This window comes from Pseudomonas fluorescens, from assembly GCF_900215245.1.
Classification (GTDB): Bacteria; Pseudomonadota; Gammaproteobacteria; order Pseudomonadales; family Pseudomonadaceae; genus Aquipseudomonas; species Aquipseudomonas fluorescens.
Genome location: NZ_LT907842.1, coordinates 971176 through 987694 on the forward strand (window position 1 = coordinate 971176; position 16519 = coordinate 987694).

Annotated in this window: 13 protein-coding genes; 8 read left to right on the plus strand and 5 right to left on the minus strand. The window is 62.2% G+C overall.

All coding sequences use genetic code 11. The annotated features are described in order from the left end of the window. Positions 1-29: 29 nt before the first annotated feature. Positions 30-632, minus strand: a complete 603-nt coding sequence (locus tag CPH89_RS04555) for a CoA pyrophosphatase (protein WP_017736785.1) — start codon at positions 630-632, stop codon at positions 30-32. Between the two features lie 146 nt (positions 633-778). Here CPH89_RS04555 and CPH89_RS04560 point away from each other — a divergent pair, with 146 nt between their 5' ends. From CPH89_RS04560 to nagE, 7 genes are all read left to right on the plus strand, one after another. Then, positions 779-1327: an NUDIX hydrolase gene (locus CPH89_RS04560; RefSeq protein ID WP_053257842.1), complete on the plus strand. Its 549-nt coding sequence runs from the start codon at positions 779-781 to the stop codon at positions 1325-1327. Positions 1328-1368: 41 nt separating this feature from the next. Further along, positions 1369-1872 carry a L,D-transpeptidase family protein gene (locus tag CPH89_RS04565; RefSeq protein WP_053257843.1) on the plus strand — a complete coding sequence of 168 codons (504 nt, stop codon included), beginning with the start codon at positions 1369-1371 and terminating at the stop codon, positions 1870-1872. A 262-nt stretch (positions 1873-2134) separates the two neighbouring features. Further along, positions 2135-2893, plus strand: coding sequence for a GntR family transcriptional regulator (locus CPH89_RS04570; RefSeq protein ID WP_053257844.1), 759 nt, complete (start codon positions 2135-2137; stop codon positions 2891-2893). Positions 2894-2903: 10 nt separating this feature from the next. Continuing rightward, complete coding sequence (gene nagA, locus CPH89_RS04575; protein ID WP_053257845.1) at positions 2904-4010, plus strand: N-acetylglucosamine-6-phosphate deacetylase; 1107 nt, start codon at positions 2904-2906, stop codon at positions 4008-4010. After that, the gene (locus tag CPH89_RS04580; RefSeq protein WP_053257846.1) at positions 4003-5013 is read left to right on the plus strand and encodes an SIS domain-containing protein; all 1011 of its coding nucleotides are present in this window, start codon (positions 4003-4005) and stop codon (positions 5011-5013) included. Before nagA ends, CPH89_RS04580 begins: the two co-directional genes overlap by 8 nt. A 29-nt stretch (positions 5014-5042) precedes the next feature. Further along, complete coding sequence (gene ptsP, locus CPH89_RS04585; protein WP_053257847.1) at positions 5043-7553, plus strand: phosphoenolpyruvate--protein phosphotransferase; 2511 nt, start codon at positions 5043-5045, stop codon at positions 7551-7553. A gap of 26 nt (positions 7554-7579) precedes the next feature. Beyond that, positions 7580-9286 carry an N-acetylglucosamine-specific PTS transporter subunit IIBC gene (gene nagE, locus CPH89_RS04590; protein WP_053257848.1) on the plus strand — a complete coding sequence of 569 codons (1707 nt, stop codon included), beginning with the start codon at positions 7580-7582 and terminating at the stop codon, positions 9284-9286. A gap of 127 nt (positions 9287-9413) precedes the next feature. On the opposite strand, the gene CPH89_RS04595 is transcribed toward nagE, so the two are convergent. The 3 genes from CPH89_RS04595 to purL form a co-directional block, all read right to left on the minus strand. Continuing rightward, on the minus strand, positions 9414-9677 hold the full coding sequence (locus CPH89_RS04595) for a DUF6124 family protein (RefSeq protein WP_053257849.1): 264 nt from the start codon (positions 9675-9677) through the stop codon (positions 9414-9416). Positions 9678-10140: 463 nt separating this feature from the next. Beyond that, positions 10141-10452, minus strand: coding sequence for a YqfO family protein (locus CPH89_RS04600; RefSeq protein WP_053257850.1), 312 nt, complete (start codon positions 10450-10452; stop codon positions 10141-10143). Positions 10453-10456: 4 nt separating this feature from the next. Beyond that, positions 10457-14353, minus strand: coding sequence for a phosphoribosylformylglycinamidine synthase (gene purL, locus CPH89_RS04605; protein WP_053257851.1), 3897 nt, complete (start codon positions 14351-14353; stop codon positions 10457-10459). 287 nt (positions 14354-14640) lie between these two features. On the opposite strand from purL, the gene mltF reads away from it, so the two are divergent. After that, a complete protein-coding gene (mltF, locus tag CPH89_RS04610) occupies positions 14641-16101 on the plus strand; it encodes a membrane-bound lytic murein transglycosylase MltF (RefSeq protein WP_053257852.1) in 1461 nt (486 codons plus the stop codon). Positions 16102-16238: 137 nt separating this feature from the next. On the opposite strand, the gene CPH89_RS04615 is transcribed toward mltF, so the two are convergent. After that, complete coding sequence (locus CPH89_RS04615) at positions 16239-16517, minus strand: PTS sugar transporter subunit IIB (protein ID WP_053257853.1); 279 nt, start codon at positions 16515-16517, stop codon at positions 16239-16241. Positions 16518-16519: the final 2 nt, after the last annotated feature.

Consider the following 16519-nt stretch of genomic DNA (forward strand, 5'->3'; position numbering starts at 1 on the left):
TCCTCACGGCTGGCCATTCAAGCGATGGCTTATATATTGATAAAGCTCTTGGGCGGCTGATGCAGGCTGATCTTGGCGTCGTCATAGAGCAGGTTGATCAGCTCGACAATCATGATCGCCGTCAGCCCCCAGATCTTGTACTCGCCAAACCGATAGCTGGGCACATACCAACTGCGGCCCTGGTAATCGATGCGGTGGGTATGTTCGCGCGGGTCCTGGCGGAAAAACTCCAGGGGCACGCTGAAGACGGCGGCGATCTCGGCATCATTGGCCAGGTATTCGACGTAATCGGGGATGACCCCGACATAGGGCGTTACACGGATGCCGTGCAAGGAGATCAAGGGACTCAACGGGCCGATGACCTCCACCAGGCCGGGGGGCAAGCCGATTTCTTCTTCGGCTTCGCGCAGTGCGGTAAAGATCAGGTCCGGGTCCTCGGGGTCACGTCGCCCGCCCGGAAACGCCACTTCGCCCCCGTGGGTCGACAGGCCGCTGGCGCGCAAGGTCAGGATCAGCTCAGGTTCGTCACTGCGGGTAATCGGCACCAACACCGCAGCCTCGGGGAAACGCCCGTCAGTCTCCAGCGTATGAGGGGTGTGATTGCTTACCCGGCGAAGTAGCTCGTCCAGCATGAGTCATCTCGGTCTGTTGGCTACCTTGCATCATGCACCAAAGCGTGCGGGTGCCCAACCCCAAAACCCGGTGCATGTCGCGAAACGACAACTTGCAGGGCCCTGCCCGTCAAGCCAAGATAGGCCGACTCTCCAGGAACCCCAGCATGAACTTCTGCAGCCAGTGCGGTAAACCGGTTACCCAGCGCATTCCCGAAGGCGACGCACGCCTGCGCTTTGTGTGTGATCACTGCTCGACCATTCACTACCAGAACCCCAATATCGTTGCCGGCACCGTGCCGGTGTGGGGCGATAAAGTGCTGCTGTGCCGCCGCGCCATCGAGCCGCGCCTGGGTTACTGGACACTTCCAGCCGGCTTCATGGAGAACGGCGAGACCGTGGAACAGGCCGCCATGCGCGAAACCCTGGAAGAGGCCTGCGCCCGCGTGCACAACCTGAGCCTCTACACCCTGATCGATGTACCGCACATCAGCCAGGTGCATATTTTCTACCGCGCCGAACTGGTCGACCTGGACTATGCGGCAGGCCCCGAAAGCCTTGAAGTGAAGCTGTTCGATGAAGCCGACATCCCTTGGTCAGAGCTGGCTTTCCGCACGGTCGGGCGTACCTTAGAATGCTTCTTCGCTGACCGTCGGCAGCAACTGTTTCCGGTGCGCAGCGAGTCAGTGCCGCCGATGACGCGGCCAGCCAAATAACAACACTCCAGGCAGCACCTTTTCCCAGGGAATCCGTTTTAATGCGTTGGTTGCTCGCTCTTATCTGCCTGTCGTTCGCTAGCCTGTCTTTGGCCTCTTCGGTGGAAACCCTTGGTGGTAAACCTGTCGAGAAAGTCCTGGTGCTCAAGTCCGCCCATCAGTTGCAACTGATCAACGACGGCAAGCCGCTCAAGAGCTATCGGATCTCCTTGGGCAAAAACCCGAAAGGCACCAAGCAGTTCGAAGGTGACCGCCGCACGCCGGAAGGCTTTTATTGGATCGACTGGCGCAAGACCAGCGACCGCTTCAACCTGGCCATGCACATCTCTTACCCGAACATCAGCGACTCCGCCCGCGCGCGCCGCGAAGGCGTGAAACCGGGCAGCATGATCATGATCCACGGGACGCCCGACACCGAGGAATACCCGGAGCAGTGGTTCCACACCCTGGACTGGACCGACGGCTGCATCGGCATGCGCAACGTCGATATGCGCGAAGTCTGGAACCTGGTCAAAGACGGCACCATGATCGAGATTCGGCCGTAATCCGCGACCGTTCGTAAAATAATTCGAAAATAATTCCTGCCCTCGGCAGCGCCTGCCGGTGAATACCAGTTCACCGCGCGGGCTGTGCACTTGTGCGCGTCTTAAAGACCTCTCTAATACCACTTGATGCCAGGCACCATTAAAGCGCCTTTAAACCGGCACCCGCACCGTTTTGGCTGCATTGACATGGTATTTAAGTGGTATTAATTTCCGGCCATTACCGGGCGACAACACTCCAATAACCGCATCGGAAACTTCACAGATGAACCCTATCCTGACGCTGCGCCCCGACGACAAGCAATCCACGCCGCTGTACCTGCAACTGGCCCGCAACCTTGAAGCGGCGATCCATGCCGGCCAGTGGAAATCCGAGCAGGCATTGCCGTCGGAACGCGCCCTCAGCGAGCAGTTGAGCATTTCGCGAGTCACTGCCCGTAAGGCGCTGGAAGTGTTGTTTGCCCAAGGCCTGATCCGCCGCAGCCAAGGCTCTGGCACCTTTATCACGCCGCGCCTGGAGCAGCCGCTGTCACGCCTGTCGGGCTTCAGCGAAATGCTCCGACTCAAGGGCTTTGTGCCCAGCTCCCAGTGGCTGGAGCGCGATATCACCCCGCCAACCCACGAAGAGCTGATCCGCCTGGGCCTGTCGCCCAGCGACAAAGTGGCGCGCCTCAAGCGTCTGCGTAAGGCCGATGACACGGTCATGGCGATTGAAATGACCGCCATGCCCGCCGCTGTCTTGCCGCACCCGCAAGCCATCGGCAATTCGCTCTACGAATACCTGGAAAGCATCGGCAAGCCGATCGTGCGCGCCCTGCAACATATCCAGGCGATCAACGCCTCGGACGAGTTCGCCAAGTTGGTGGGCATTGCCCCCGGCACCGCCATGCTGCTGATGACCCGGGTCGGCTACACCGCCGACAACACGCCGATTGAAATCACCGACACCTACTGCCGCAACGACTACTACGACTTTGTCGCAGAGCTGCGCCGCCACGACTATAGCGCTGAACGGCGCCTCTAGAGAACTGCCCATGTCCGAAGACAACATCCTCACACCCGGTGGCTGGATTCGCGGCCGCCTGGTGCACGCACACGGCAAGGTGGTCGCCATCGAAGGCACGCCGTGCGACCCGGCTGAAAACGATTTGCCGTACCTGCTGCCGGGCTTTATCGACCTGCACGTACACGGTGGTGGCGGCAAAGACATCATGGAAGGCGTCGCCGCCTTCGAGACCATCACCCGCACCCACGTGCGGTTTGGCACGACCTCGCTGCTGGCCACCACCATGACCGCGCCGGTGGACGAAATCTCTCGTGTGCTCGGCCAGCTCGGCACCTTCTGCGAGCAGCGCCCCACCGGCAGCGCCCGTGTACTCGGCGTGCACCTGGAAGGGCCCTACATCAACCCCGGCAAACTTGGTGCACAACCCAACTTCGCCCACACTGCGCTGATGGCCGAGGTCGAAGCCTACCTGCGCCTGGCGCCCATCCGGGTGATCACCATTGCGCCGGAGATCGCCGGCCACGACACCCTGATCCGCGCGCTCAGCCAACGCGGTGTGCGCATGCAGATCGGCCACACACTGGGCAGTTATGAAGAAGGTGTCGCCGCCCTCGCGGCCGGCGCTACCAGCTTCACGCATTTGTATAACGCCATGAGCCCGCTGCATCACCGCGAACCGGGCATCGTCGGCGCCGCCCTGGCCCACGCCAAATACGCGGAATTGATCCCGGATTTGCTCCACGTACACCCCGGCGCCATCCGCGTGGCCTTGCGCTCGATCCCGTGCCTGTACTGCGTCACCGATTCCACCGCCGCCGCCGGCATGCCCGATGGCGAATACAAGCTGGGCAGCCACACCGTCACCAAATGCCTGGGCGGCGTACGCCTGGCGGACGGCACGCTGGCGGGCAGCACCCTGACGATGGACCAGGCGCTGCGCAACCTGGTGAAAATCGGCCTGCCCATCAGCGAAGCCTCACAACGCCTGTCGCAATTTCCTGCGGATTACCTGGGCCTGGAAGAACGCGGGCGCCTGCAACCGGGCAGCTTTGCCGACTGCGTGCGCATGGACCGCTCCCTGCACCTCACCGACGTAATGGTCGAAGGAGAAACCATTGACTTCAAAAATGCTTGAAGAGGCCCTGGCCTCCTGTGACGCCGTCGCGGCGCAACTGCAACGCCTGCACCCGATGCTGGAAGAAGTCGCCGGGCGCCTGCGCCGCCAGCCGCCGCAAGTGGCGATGACCATCGCCCGTGGCAGTTCAGACCATGCCGCCAGTTACTTCGCCTACCTGGCCATGCAGCATGTGGGCATTCCGGTGGCGTCGTTGCCGATGTCGGTGGTGACCTTGTTGCAGGCGCCGCTGAAAGTCAGTGGCCAGGTCGCGTTCGGTTTCTCCCAATCGGGGCAAAGCCCGGACCTGGTCAACAGCCTGCGCCTGCTGCGCAAACGCGGCGCCTTGAGCATTTCGATGGTCAACGCCGAAGATTCGCCGCTGGAAGCCGCCTGCGAATTCCATGTGCCGTTGTGCGCCGGGCCGGAACACAGCGTGGCCGCCACCAAAAGCTTTATCGCCACCCTCAGCGCCAGCGCGCAGCTGATCGGCCACTGGAACCAGGACCTGTTGCTGCTGCAAGCCTGCCAGGCGTTGCCCGCCGGCCTGCGTGAAGCCGCCACCCAGGACTGGCGCGCAGCGGTCGAGGCCTTGCGCGCCAGTCAGCGGCTGATTGTCATCGGCCGCGGCGCCGGTTTTGCCATCGCCCAGGAAGCCGCACTCAAGCTCAAGGAAACGTCGGCGATCCAGGCCGAAGCCTTCAGCAGCGCCGAAGTGCGTCACGGGCCGATGGCTTTGATCGACCAAGGCTACCCGTTGCTGGTGTTCGCCCCACGCGGTGCAGAGCAGGCCGGCTTGTTGAGTCTGGCCGCTGACATGCGCCAACGCGGCGCCCGCGTGCTGCTGGCCGCGCCGGACGATATCAGCGAGCGCGACCTGACCCTGACCCGCGCCGAACACCCAAGCCTTGACCCGATCCTGGCGATCCAAAGCTTTTACGTAATGGCTGCGGGCCTGGCTGAAGCGCGGGGGATGGACCCGGACCAGCCGCGTCACCTGAGCAAAGTTACCCGCACTCACTGAGTAGCGTTTTCCTGATGAGTACCGTGCCCATGTCTTACAACAATAATGAATTGACCCTAAGCGCCCCACTCAGTGGCCCGGTGCTGACCCTGGGCAACGTTCCCGACGAAGTGTTCGCCAGCGGCGCCATGGGCGACGGTATTGCCATCGACCCGCTGAATGACTGCCTGCACGCGCCCTGTGACGGGGTGATTATCCATGTCGCCCGCACCGGGCATGCGCTGACGATTCGCGCCGAAAATGGTGCCGAGGTGCTGATGCATGTGGGCATCGACACCGTGGAGCTGAATGGCGAAGGGTTTGCGCTGCTCGTGAAGGAAGGCGCACGGGTGAGTCAGGGCCAGGCGCTGGTGCAGTTTGATCTAGACCGCATCGCACGCCAGTGCAAAAGCCTGATCAGCCTGATCATTCTGACCAATGGCGAGCGCTTTGAGCTGCGGCCGGTAGCGGGAAAAACCGTCAAGGTGGGTGAGCCGTTGCTGCACATTGTTGCGCGCTCGGCAGCGCTGTCGCCGGCGGCTGTGGATAACTCGGTCACCGAAGTGCGCGCCAGCGTGCGCATTACCCACCGGGGCGGTTTGCATGCACGCCCCGCCGCGCTGGTGCGCAAGACCGCGCAAGGGTTCAGCAGCTATGCAGAGTTGCACTTCGCCGGTAAGTCAGCGCCGTGCGACAGCCTGATTGGTTTGATGGGGTTGGGCATTGGTGAAGGTGATGAAGTGCGGATCACCTGTCGCGGCAAGGATTGCGAGGCGGCGTTGCAGGCGTTGGTGGCCGCACTCTCGGTGGCTGTGAGTGAAGAACACCACGCGCCGGTAGCCGTGGCACCGCGTCGGGTGAGCACCGAAGCCGGTGTGTTGCAAGGCGTGTGCGCCGCGCCCGGTCTGGTCTGCGGGCCGCTGTTTCGCCTCACCGGTATCGAACTGCCGCAAGACACGGGCAACCATGTCGCCGACGAACAACTGCAGCACCTGGACACCGCGCTGGAGCACGTGCGCGGCGAAATCCGCATTACCCTGGAGCATGCACGGCAACGCAAGAATGTCGAAGAAGAAGACATCTTCGCCGCCCACCTTGCGCTATTGGAAGACCCCACGCTGCTGGACGCCGCAACCGGCGCCATCGAACACGGCAGCGCCGCCACCCACGCCTGGCGCGATGCAATCCAGGCGCAATGCGCAGTGTTGCTGGCCCTGGGCAAACCGCTGTTTGCCGAGCGCGCCAACGACCTGCGCGACCTGCAACAACGCGTACTGCGTGCGCTGTTGGGGCAAGCCTGGCACTTCGAATTGCCGGCCGGTGCGATTGTCAGCGCCCATGAACTGACCCCCTCCGACCTGCTGCAATTGAGCGCGCAAAACGCCGTAGGCATTTGCATGGCCGAAGGCGGCGCCACGTCCCACGTCGCGATTTTGGCCCGCGGCAAAGGCTTGCCCTGTGTGGTCGCGCTGGGCGCCGAAGTGCTCGATGTGCCCCAAGGCCAACGCGTGGTGCTGGACGCGGCCAACGGTCGCCTGGAACTGGCACCCAGCGAGGCGCGCCACGCTGAAGTGCACCAGATTCGCGATGCGCAAACCCTGCGCCGCCAACAGCAACAGGCCTTCGCGCAGGAGCCGGCGCGCACCACCGATGGCGTGAGCATTGAAGTCGCTGCCAATGTCGCCTCCAGCGCCGAAGCCCAAGTGGCCTTTGAAAACGGCGCCGATGGCGTTGGCCTGTTGCGCACCGAATTCCTGTTTGTCGACCGCCGCACCGCGCCGGATGAGCAGGAGCAACGCCAGGCCTACCAGGCCGTGCTGGACGCCATGGGCGACAAGTCGGTGATCATCCGCACCATCGACGTGGGCGGCGACAAACAGCTCGACTACCTGCCGCTGCCCGTCGAAGCCAACCCGGTGTTGGGCCTGCGCGGGATTCGCATGGCACAAGTGCGCCCGGAACTGCTCGACCAACAATTGCGCGCCCTGCTGCAAGTCAGCCCGCTGGAACGTTGCCGCATCCTGTTGCCGATGGTCAGCGAGGTCGATGAACTGCTGCAGATCCGCCAGCGTCTGGATGAACTCTGCGCGGAGCTGGAACTGACCCAGCGCCCGGAACTGGGCGTGATGATCGAAGTGCCCGCCGCCGCGCTGATGGCCGACCAACTGGCCCAGCACGCGGACTTCCTGTCCATTGGCACCAATGACCTGTCCCAGTACACCCTGGCCATGGACCGCGACCACGCCGGCCTCGCCGCCCGGGTCGATGCGCTGCACCCGGCCTTGCTACGGCTGATCGCCCAGACTTGCGCGGGGGCGGCCAAACACGGGCGTTGGGTCGGCATCTGCGGCGCCCTCGCGTCCGACCCGCTGGCCACGCCGGTGCTTATTGGCCTGGGTGTCAGCGAACTGTCCGTCAGCCCGCCGCAAATCGGAGAAATCAAGGACCGTGTCCGCCACCTGGACGCGGCGCAATGCCGGCAATTGAGCCAAGGCCTGCTCGACCTGAGCAGCGCCAAGGCCGTTCGCCAAGCCTGTCAACACCACTGGCCGCTGAGCTGAAAACAACAAGAATAGGGAGACACGCCATGTACCAACACTTTATCGAAGGCTTGCAACGCCTCGGCCGCGCGCTGATGCTGCCGATCGCGATTCTGCCGATCGCCGGCCTCTTGCTGCGCCTGGGCGACACCGATCTTTTGAACATCGCGGTGATGCACGATGCCGGGCAAGCAATTTTCGCCAACCTGGCGCTGATCTTCGCCATCGGTATTGCGGTGGGTTTTGCCCGCGACAATAACGGCACGGCAGGTTTGGCCGGGGCGATTGGTTACCTGGTGATGATCTCCACGCTCAAGGTGATGGACACCACCATCAACATGGGCATGCTCGCCGGTATCGCCAGCGGCTTGATGGCCGGTGGGCTGTATAACCGCTTCAAGGACATCAAGCTGCCGGAGTACCTGGCCTTCTTTGGTGGGCGACGGTTTGTGCCGATTGTCACCGGGTTTTCGGCGGTCGCCCTGGGGGTGATCTTTGGCCTGATCTGGCCGCCGATCCAGCACGGCATCAACAGTTTTGGCGTGCTGCTGATGGAAAGCGGCAGCTTTGGTGCCTTCGTGTTTGGCGTGTTCAACCGCCTGCTGATCGTCACCGGCCTGCACCATATCCTCAACAACATGGCGTGGTTTGTGTTCGGCAGCTTTACCGACCCAACCACCGGCGCCATCGTCACCGGCGACCTGACCCGCTATTTTGCAGGCGACCCGAAAGGCGGCCAGTTCATGACCGGTATGTTCCCGGTCATGCTGTTCGGCCTGCCCGCCGCGTGCCTGGCGATGTACCGCAATGCACTGCCGGAACGCCGCAAGGTGATGGGCGGGATTTTCCTGTCGATGGCGCTGACCTCGTTTTTGACCGGAGTGACTGAGCCGATCGAATTCGCGTTTATGTTCCTCGCACCATTTTTGTACCTGATCCACGCGGTGCTCACCGGCCTGTCGATGGCCGTGACCAACATGCTGAATATCCACCTCGGGTTTACCTTCTCCGGTGGCTTTATCGACATGGTGCTCGGTTGGGGCAAATCCACCAACGGCTGGCTGGTATTCCCGGTCGGGTTGGCTTACGCGGTGATCTACTACAGCGTGTTCAACTATTGCATTCGTCGGTTCAACCTGAAGACACCGGGGCGTGAAGACATCCAGGTGGTGCAGGCTGAGGTGATGACCGATAACCAGCGGGCCAGTGCCTACATCCGCGCACTCGGCGGTGCAGAGAATTTGCTGAGTGTCGGCGCGTGCACTACACGTCTGCGCCTGGACATGGTGGATCGCAACAAGGCGGTGGATGCGCAGTTGAAAGCACTGGGCGCCATGGCTGTGGTTCGGCCGGGTAACGGCGGGAGTTTGCAGGTGGTCGTAGGGCCAATGGCCGACAGCATCGCCGATGAGATCCGCCTGGCGATGCCGTCGTTTGTTGCCAGTGCGCCGGTGGCCGCCCAGCCTGTGGATAAACCGGTTGCGGTGAATGTGCAGGAGGCCGAGAAGTGGCTGAATGCTTTAGGCGGCCGCACGAATGTGCGCCAGCTGGAAGCGGTGGCGATGACCCGATTGCGGGTGGAACTGGGGGATGATTCGGTGCTGTCTGAAGCGGACCTGACTGCGCTGGGTTGCCAGGGTGTGAGCCAGCTGGACAGCGGGGTTTGGCACCTGTTGATTGGTGACAAGGCCTTGGGGTTGGGTGAGGCTTTGGAGCGGTTGGTCGGTGGCCGCAAGGTCGGTGCCAGGGTTTAGAAATGTAGCGGCGGCTCTGGCCTCTTCGCGAGCAAGCCCGCTCCCACATTTTGATCGGTGCCCGACGTGGCAATGCGGTCAAATGTGGGAGCGGGCTTGCTCGCGAATGGGCCTCATAGGCACCCGATCACTTCTGTTCAGGCACCTCAAATAGATCCAACACCCGGTCCACCATCAACTGAATACCTTCCAGCATCCGATGAATCCCCAGCACTGCATCACGCTGTGGGCCGTCGATGTCAAACGCCAGATTGCCCGCCAGCGCCTGCACGGATGCCAGGTCTTGGGAGGCATTGGCGAGCAGGGTTTCGCTGTTCAGGTTGGGGAGGACGGTGAAGACTTGGTCGGTGGGCTGAGAATCAGATGGGAGATTTGGACTGTCTTTGATCATTGTGGGTTTCCTAGTGAGAGTTTAGGAACTACCAGCATCACTTGCAGATGATCGGTGGCAGCTGTGCGCGGGCCTGCAAGACCGAGTCCCACCAGCACCTCGGTAGACCCGAAGGTCTCCCGCACACAGCCGCCATAAATGACGACCATGAAAAAGCGCCGCAATTATAAAGGCGCTTAGGAGTAACTGGTGAGGTTTCGGCGGGCTTGCAGTCCCGATCGCTGAATTGGCAGCGACTGGCAAAGGTTAATAAGGTGAGTTCCGAGGGACAACCTGAAAGGCCTGCGGGAAAGATCTGATGCGCCTGTCCCGGCGCCATCGCCGGCAAGCCAGCTCCCACATTTTGAACGTATTCACAGATCAAACTGTGGGAGCTGGCTTGCCGGCGATTGGCCCTTGCAAACAACAAAAAACCCGCTGACCAAACTGGCCCAGCGGGTTTCTTGTTTCTGCAATCTGCGAATCAAAAATCCGCCAACTGCCACACCTCATAGGCCGGTGTCTCATAGGGATGGCTCAGTTTCAACGCGGCTACAACCGCCACGATCAACTCATCCGCCACCACCAGCTCAACTTTCCATTCTTCAACCACTTCAACCTGGCCGACTTGCCCGATAAACGGCTGGCTGCCGTCCAACGCGCGAAATTGGCCCTGGCCCAGCACTTGCCAGGCGCAGCTGTCGTAGTCGCCGATGTGCCCTCCGCCAGCGGCGAAGACGGCGGTTTTCACCGTCTCCACATGGCTGTCGGGCACAAAGAAGCTGAGCTTGTACACCGCCTTAGTTCACCCACACGCGAGCGTTGCGGAACATGCGCATCCAGGCGCCGTCTTCGTTCCACTCTTCCGGGCGCCACGAGTTCTGCACGGCGCGGAACACCCGCTCCGGGTGCGGCATCATGATGGTCACGCGACCGTCGCGGCTGGTGAGGCCGGTGATCCCGCGCGGCGAGCCGTTCGGGTTGGCCGGGTAGCTTTCAGTGACCTTGCCGTGGTTATCGACGAAACGCATGGCCACGCAGCCGGACAGGTCGGCTTCCAGCAAGGCTTCTTCGCTGGAGAATTCAGCGTGACCTTCACCGTGGGCGATGGCGATCGGCATACGCGAGCCGGCCATGCCTTGCAGGAAGATCGAGTTGGACTCTTGCACCTGCACCATGGCGACACGGGCTTCGAACTGCTCGGAACGGTTACGCACAAAGTGCGGCCAGAACTCGCTGCCCGGGATCAGCTCGTGGAGGTTGGACATCATCTGGCAACCGTTGCACACACCCAGGGTGAAGCTGTCGTTGCGCTCGAAGAAGCCCTGGAACGCATCGCGCGCACGGCTGTTGAACAGCGCCGACTTGGCCCAGCCTTCACCGGCACCCAGCACGTCGCCGTAGGAGAAACCGCCGCAAGCGACCAGGCCTTTGAACTCATTGAGGTCAACACGACCGGCGAGGATGTCGCTCATGTGCACGTCGATCGCATTGAAGCCGGCGCGGTCGAACGCGGCCGCCATTTCCACCTGGCCGTTGACGCCCTGCTCACGCAGTACGGCCACTTGTGGGCGGATGCCTTTCTTGATGTAAGGCGCGGCGATGTCCTGGTTAACGTCGAAGCTGAGCTTGGTGCTCAGGCCCGGGTTGTCTTCTTCCAGGATCACGTCGAATTCCTGCTCGGCGCAGTCGGCGTTATCGCGCAGGCGTTGGATCTGGTAGCTGGTCTCGGCCCACTGGCGTTGCAGCAGACGGCGCTGGCCGGCAAACACGGTATCGCCGTTGAAGGAGATGTTGATTTCGCCGTTGTTGATCGGCTGGCCAATCACCGCCACGCAGTCGTCCAGGCCAGCGGCGCTGAATTGTGCGAGTACGTCCGGGGTAGCGTCCTGGCGAACCTGGATCACGGCGCCCAACTCTTCGTTGAACAGGATGCCGTTGATCTCGGCGGCATCCTCGGCAACGCTGTCGAGCACGATGTTCAGGCCGCAGTGACCGGCGAAGGCCATTTCCACCACGCTGGTCAGTAAACCACCGTCGGAACGGTCGTGGTACGCCAGCAGGTGGCCGTCGGCGTTCAGGCCCTGGATCACCGCGAAGAACGCTTTGAGGTCTTCAGCGTCATCCACGTCCGGCGCGTGCTTGCCGAGCTTGCCGTGGGTTTGCGCGAGGATCGAGGCGCCCATGCGGTTCTGGCCACGGCCCAGGTCGATCAGGATCAGGTCGGTGGTGCCCTTGTCCATGCGCAGCTGCGGGGTCAGGGTCTGACGGATGTCGGTCACCGGTGCAAAACCGGTAACGATCAGCGACAGCGGCGAGGTCACGCTCTTGTCGGTGCCGTCTTCGTTCCAACGGGTGGCCATGGACATGGAGTCCTTGCCCACCGGAATGGTGATACCCAGCTCGGGGCACAGCTCCATGCCGACGGCCTTGACGGTGTCGTACAGGCGCGCGTCTTCACCCGGGTGGCCGGCAGCGGACATCCAGTTGGCCGACAGTTTGATGTCGGACAGCTTGCCGATGCGGGACGCGGCGATGTTGGTGAGGGTTTCACCAATGGCCATGCGGCCCGACGCCGGAGCGTCCAGCAAGGCCAGCGGCGTGCGCTCGCCCATGGCCATGGCTTCACCGGTGTAGACGTCGAAGCTGGTGGCGGTGACGGCAACGTCGGCCACCGGCACCTGCCATGGGCCAACCATTTGGTCACGGGCAACCAGGCCGGTGATGGTGCGGTCGCCGATGGTGATCAGGAAGCTTTTGCTCGCCACGGCCGGGTGGTGCAGCACGCGTTCGATGCTGTCGGCCAGTTCCAGCGTGCTTGGGTCGAAGTCATCGCCCAGTTCGGCTTCACGTACCGCCGAACGGTGCATGCGCGGGGCTTTGCCCAGCAGCACTTCGAGTGGCATGTCCACCGGGCTGTTGCCGAAGTGGCTGTCGGTGACCGTCAGTTGCGGCTCGGCAGTGGCTTCGCCGACCACCGCGAACGGGCAACGCTCGCGTTCGCAGATGGCCTGGAAGCGCGCGAAGTCTTCAGGGCCGACGGCCAGCACGTAGCGTTCCTGGGATTCGTTGCTCCAGATTTCGTGCGGGGCCATGCCCGGCTCGTCGTTTGGAATGTTGCGCAGTTCGAAACGGCCACCACGGTCGCCATCGTTGACCAGTTCCGGGAAGGCGTTGGACAAACCGCCAGCGCCGACGTCGTGGATGAAGCTGATCGGGTTCTTGTCACCCAACTGCCAGCAACGGTCGATGACTTCCTGGCAACGGCGTTCCATTTCAGGGTTTTCACGCTGTACGGAAGCGAAGTCCAGGTCCGCCGAGCTGGTGCCGGTGGCCATGGAGGAAGCGGCGCCGCCGCCCAGGCCGATCAACATCGCCGGGCCGCCGAGTACGATCAGCTTGGAGCCGACCAGAATCTCGCCTTTCTTGACGTGTTCTTCACGGATGTTGCCCATGCCGCCGGCCAACATGATCGGCTTGTGGTAGCCGCGCACTTCGTCGCCACGCGGGGTGGTGATGGACTGCTCGAAGGTACGGAAATAGCCGGTCAGCGCCGGGCGCCCGAATTCGTTGTTGAACGCGGCGCCGCCCAGCGGGCCTTCGATCATGATGTCCAGCGCGGTCACAATGCGCTCGGGCTTGCCGTACGGCACTTCCCACGGCTGTTCGAAGCCCGGGATCTGCAGGTTGGACACGGTGAAACCGGTCAGGCCCGCCTTTGGCTTGGCGCCACGGCCGGTAGCCCCTTCGTCACGGATTTCGCCACCGGAGCCGGTGGCGGCGCCCGGGAACGGGGCAATCGCGGTCGGGTGGTTGTGGGTTTCAACCTTCATCAGGATGTGCACCGGCTCCTGCACCGCGCCGTACTGGCGGGTTTCAGGGTCCGGGAAGAAACGCCCGGCGACGGAGCCGACGATGACCGAAGCGTTGTCCTTATAAGCCGACAGAACGCCTTCGCTGTGCATCACGTAGGTGTTCTTGATCATGCCGAACAGGCTTTTTTCCTGGCTTTCGCCGTCAATGTCCCAACTGGCGTTGAAGATCTTGTGACGGCAATGCTCGGAGTTGGCCTGGGCGAACATCATCAGTTCGATGTCGTGCGGGTTGCGCTTCAAGCCGTTGAAGGCGTTGACCAGGTAGTCGATCTCGTCCTCGGCCAGGGCCAGGCCCAGTTCGGTGTTGGCTTTCTCGAGGGCGGCGCGGCCACCGCCCAGCACGTCAATCGCGGTCAGCGGCTTGGGCTCGGCGTGGCTGAACAGACCGCCGGCCTGTTCCAGCTGGCTGACGATGATCTGGGTCATGCGATCGTGCAAGCTGCTGGCGATCAGCTCGGCCTCGGCATCGCTGAACTGGCCGGCGACGTAGAAAGCGATACCGCGTTCCAGGCGCTGGATTTTTTCCAGGCCGCAGTTACGCGCGATATCACTGGCCTTGCTCGACCAGGGCGAGATGGTGCCGAACCGCGGCAGAACCAGGAACAAGCGGCCGTTTGGCTCTTGAACGGGAACGCTGGGGCCGTACTTCAGAAGGCGTGCGAGCACTTGCTGTTCGTCGGCGGTCAAGACGCCGGTAACGTCGGCGAAGTGAGCAAATTCAGCATACAAGCCTGTAACAGCTGGAACCTTTTGGCTCAGTTGCTCAAGGAGTTTGCTGTGGCGAAAGGCAGAAAGGGCAGGAGCGCCGCGCAGGATCAACATCTTCGGGACAGCCTCGGGAAGGGGGTGTGCTTTGAGGCCGTGCATTCTAGCGTAAACCGCCGCCAACGGCACCCGAAACGGCACGGCTGGCGGCTGCCGAACGTCAGTTGGCACGGATTGCACGCTATCGGGGCGTTTTCCAAGGCTTTGCGCGCAGTTATTTTAACCGTCACAAACCCTCGCCAACCCACGTTTCTGCGGGCTTCAGCCCGGTTTTGCGGGCGCTAGCAGACAAGTCCCCTGCTGTCGAGATATGGCGCCGAGGGTCGTTTGCGTATACTGCGCAGATGTTCTCCCCAACTGCTTTACGCCCGCGATACGCCAAATGGCTCATCGCAACCGGACTCTTCCTGATGCTCAGCGCCTGTGTTGATAAGCCCAGCACGCTCGAGCGAATCAAGGAGGATGGCGTATTGCGGGTGATTACCCGGAACAGCCCGGCGACGTATTTCCAGGACCGCAACGGTGAAACCGGTTTCGAGTACGAACTGGTTAAGCGTTTTGCCGATGACCTGGGGGTAAAGCTGGAAATCGAGACCGCTGACAACCTCGATGACCTGTTCGGCCAATTGGGTAAACCCAAGGGCCCGGTTCTGGCCGCCGCCGGCCTGGTCAGCAGCGAGCAGCGTGCACAACAGGTGCGCTTCTCCCATCCGTACCTGGAAGTGACGCCGCAGATCATCTACCGCAACGGCCAGTCTCGCCCGACCACCCCGGCGGACCTGGTGGGCAAGAAGATCATGGTGCTCAAGGGCAGCACCCACGCCGAGCAATTGGCCGAGCTTAAAAAGCAGAACCCTGCGATTGAATACGAAGAGTCCGACGCTGTTGAAGTGGTCGACCTGCTGCGCATGGTGGACGAAGGGCAAATCGACCTGACCCTGGTGGACTCCAACGAAGTCGCGATGAACCAGGTGTACTTCCCCAACGTTCGCGTGGCGTTCGACCTGGGCAATGCCAGCAACCAGAGCTGGGCCGTGGCGGCAGGAGACGACAACAGCCTGCTCAACGAAATCAACAGCTACCTCGACAAGGTCGAGAAGAACGGCACACTGCAGCGCCTTAAAGACCGCTATTACGGGCATGTCGATGTACTCGGCTATGTCGGTGCCTACACCTTCGCGCAGCATTTGCAGCAGCGCCTGCCCAAGTACGAAAAGCATTTCAAAGCCTACGCCAAGGAAGAGAAAGTCGATTGGCGCTTACTGGCAGCCATCGGCTATCAGGAATCGCTGTGGCAGCCGGCTGTCACCTCCAAGACCGGCGTGCGCGGCCTGATGATGCTGACCCAGAACACCGCCCAGGCGATGGGCGTGTCCAACCGTCTGGACGCCAAGCAAAGCATCATGGGCGGCGCCAAGTACCTGGCCAAGATCAAGGATGAGCTGGACGACAGCATCGCCGAGCCGGACCGCACCTGGTTCGCCCTCGCCGCCTACAACGTCGGCACCGGCCATCTGGAAGATGCGCGTACGCTGGCCAAGCGAGAAGGCCTGAACCCGAACAAGTGGCTGGATGTGAAGAAGATGCTGCCGCGCCTGGCGCAAAAGCAGTGGTACAGCAAGACCCGCTACGGCTATGCGCGCGGCGGTGAGCCGGTGCACTTTGTGGCGAACATCCGGCGCTACTACGACATCCTCACGTGGGTGACCCAGCCGCAGCTGGAAGGCAACCAGGTGGTCGATGGCAACTTGCACGTGCCGGGGATCGACAAGACCAAGCCGCCGGAAGACACCCCGCAGCTGTAAATAATCTCTATAAACACCACAAACCTAATGTGGGAGCGGGCTTGCTCGCGAAGGCGGTGTGTCAGGCTATATATCTGTAGCTGATACACCGCATTCGCGAGCAAGCCCGCTCCCACATTTTTGATCTGCGCCTGGCTTCAGAGGCCGGTGAGCAGATGCACCACGCCGCCGGTCAACACCATCACCCCCGGAACACCCGCGGCCTTCAGCGCCTGCGTATCCAAGCGCCCGGCATCCAGCAGCTGCACGCGCACCCGCGTCAGCGCCACGCGCTGCTGCGACTTGAGATTATCCGCGCCACCCAACGCATTCAGCATAGCGGCCGACAACAGACTCGGTGTCGGCGCCACCACCGTCTCGGCAATCAGATCCGGGGTCAGGGCTTTCCAGAACGCCCGCTGCAATTTCTCGAACATGC

Coding starts and splice junctions, on each gene's coding strand:
- nagA (WP_053257845.1), top strand. CDS start 2,904: ATGTCCGAAGACAACATCCTCACACCCGGTGGCTGGATTCGCGGCCGC.
- CPH89_RS04595 (WP_053257849.1), bottom strand. CDS start 9,677: ATGATCAAAGACAGTCCAAATCTCCCATCTGATTCTCAGCCCACCGAC.
- CPH89_RS04560 (WP_053257842.1), top strand. CDS start 779: ATGAACTTCTGCAGCCAGTGCGGTAAACCGGTTACCCAGCGCATTCCC.
- CPH89_RS04555 (WP_017736785.1), bottom strand. CDS start 632: ATGCTGGACGAGCTACTTCGCCGGGTAAGCAATCACACCCCTCATACG.
- CPH89_RS04615 (WP_053257853.1), bottom strand. CDS start 16,517: ATGTTCGAGAAATTGCAGCGGGCGTTCTGGAAAGCCCTGACCCCGGAT.
- CPH89_RS04580 (WP_053257846.1), top strand. CDS start 4,003: ATGCTTGAAGAGGCCCTGGCCTCCTGTGACGCCGTCGCGGCGCAACTG.
- mltF (WP_053257852.1), top strand. CDS start 14,641: ATGTTCTCCCCAACTGCTTTACGCCCGCGATACGCCAAATGGCTCATC.
- ptsP (WP_053257847.1), top strand. CDS start 5,043: ATGTCTTACAACAATAATGAATTGACCCTAAGCGCCCCACTCAGTGGC.
- purL (WP_053257851.1), bottom strand. CDS start 14,353: ATGTTGATCCTGCGCGGCGCTCCTGCCCTTTCTGCCTTTCGCCACAGC.
- nagE (WP_053257848.1), top strand. CDS start 7,580: ATGTACCAACACTTTATCGAAGGCTTGCAACGCCTCGGCCGCGCGCTG.
- CPH89_RS04570 (WP_053257844.1), top strand. CDS start 2,135: ATGAACCCTATCCTGACGCTGCGCCCCGACGACAAGCAATCCACGCCG.
- CPH89_RS04565 (WP_053257843.1), top strand. CDS start 1,369: ATGCGTTGGTTGCTCGCTCTTATCTGCCTGTCGTTCGCTAGCCTGTCT.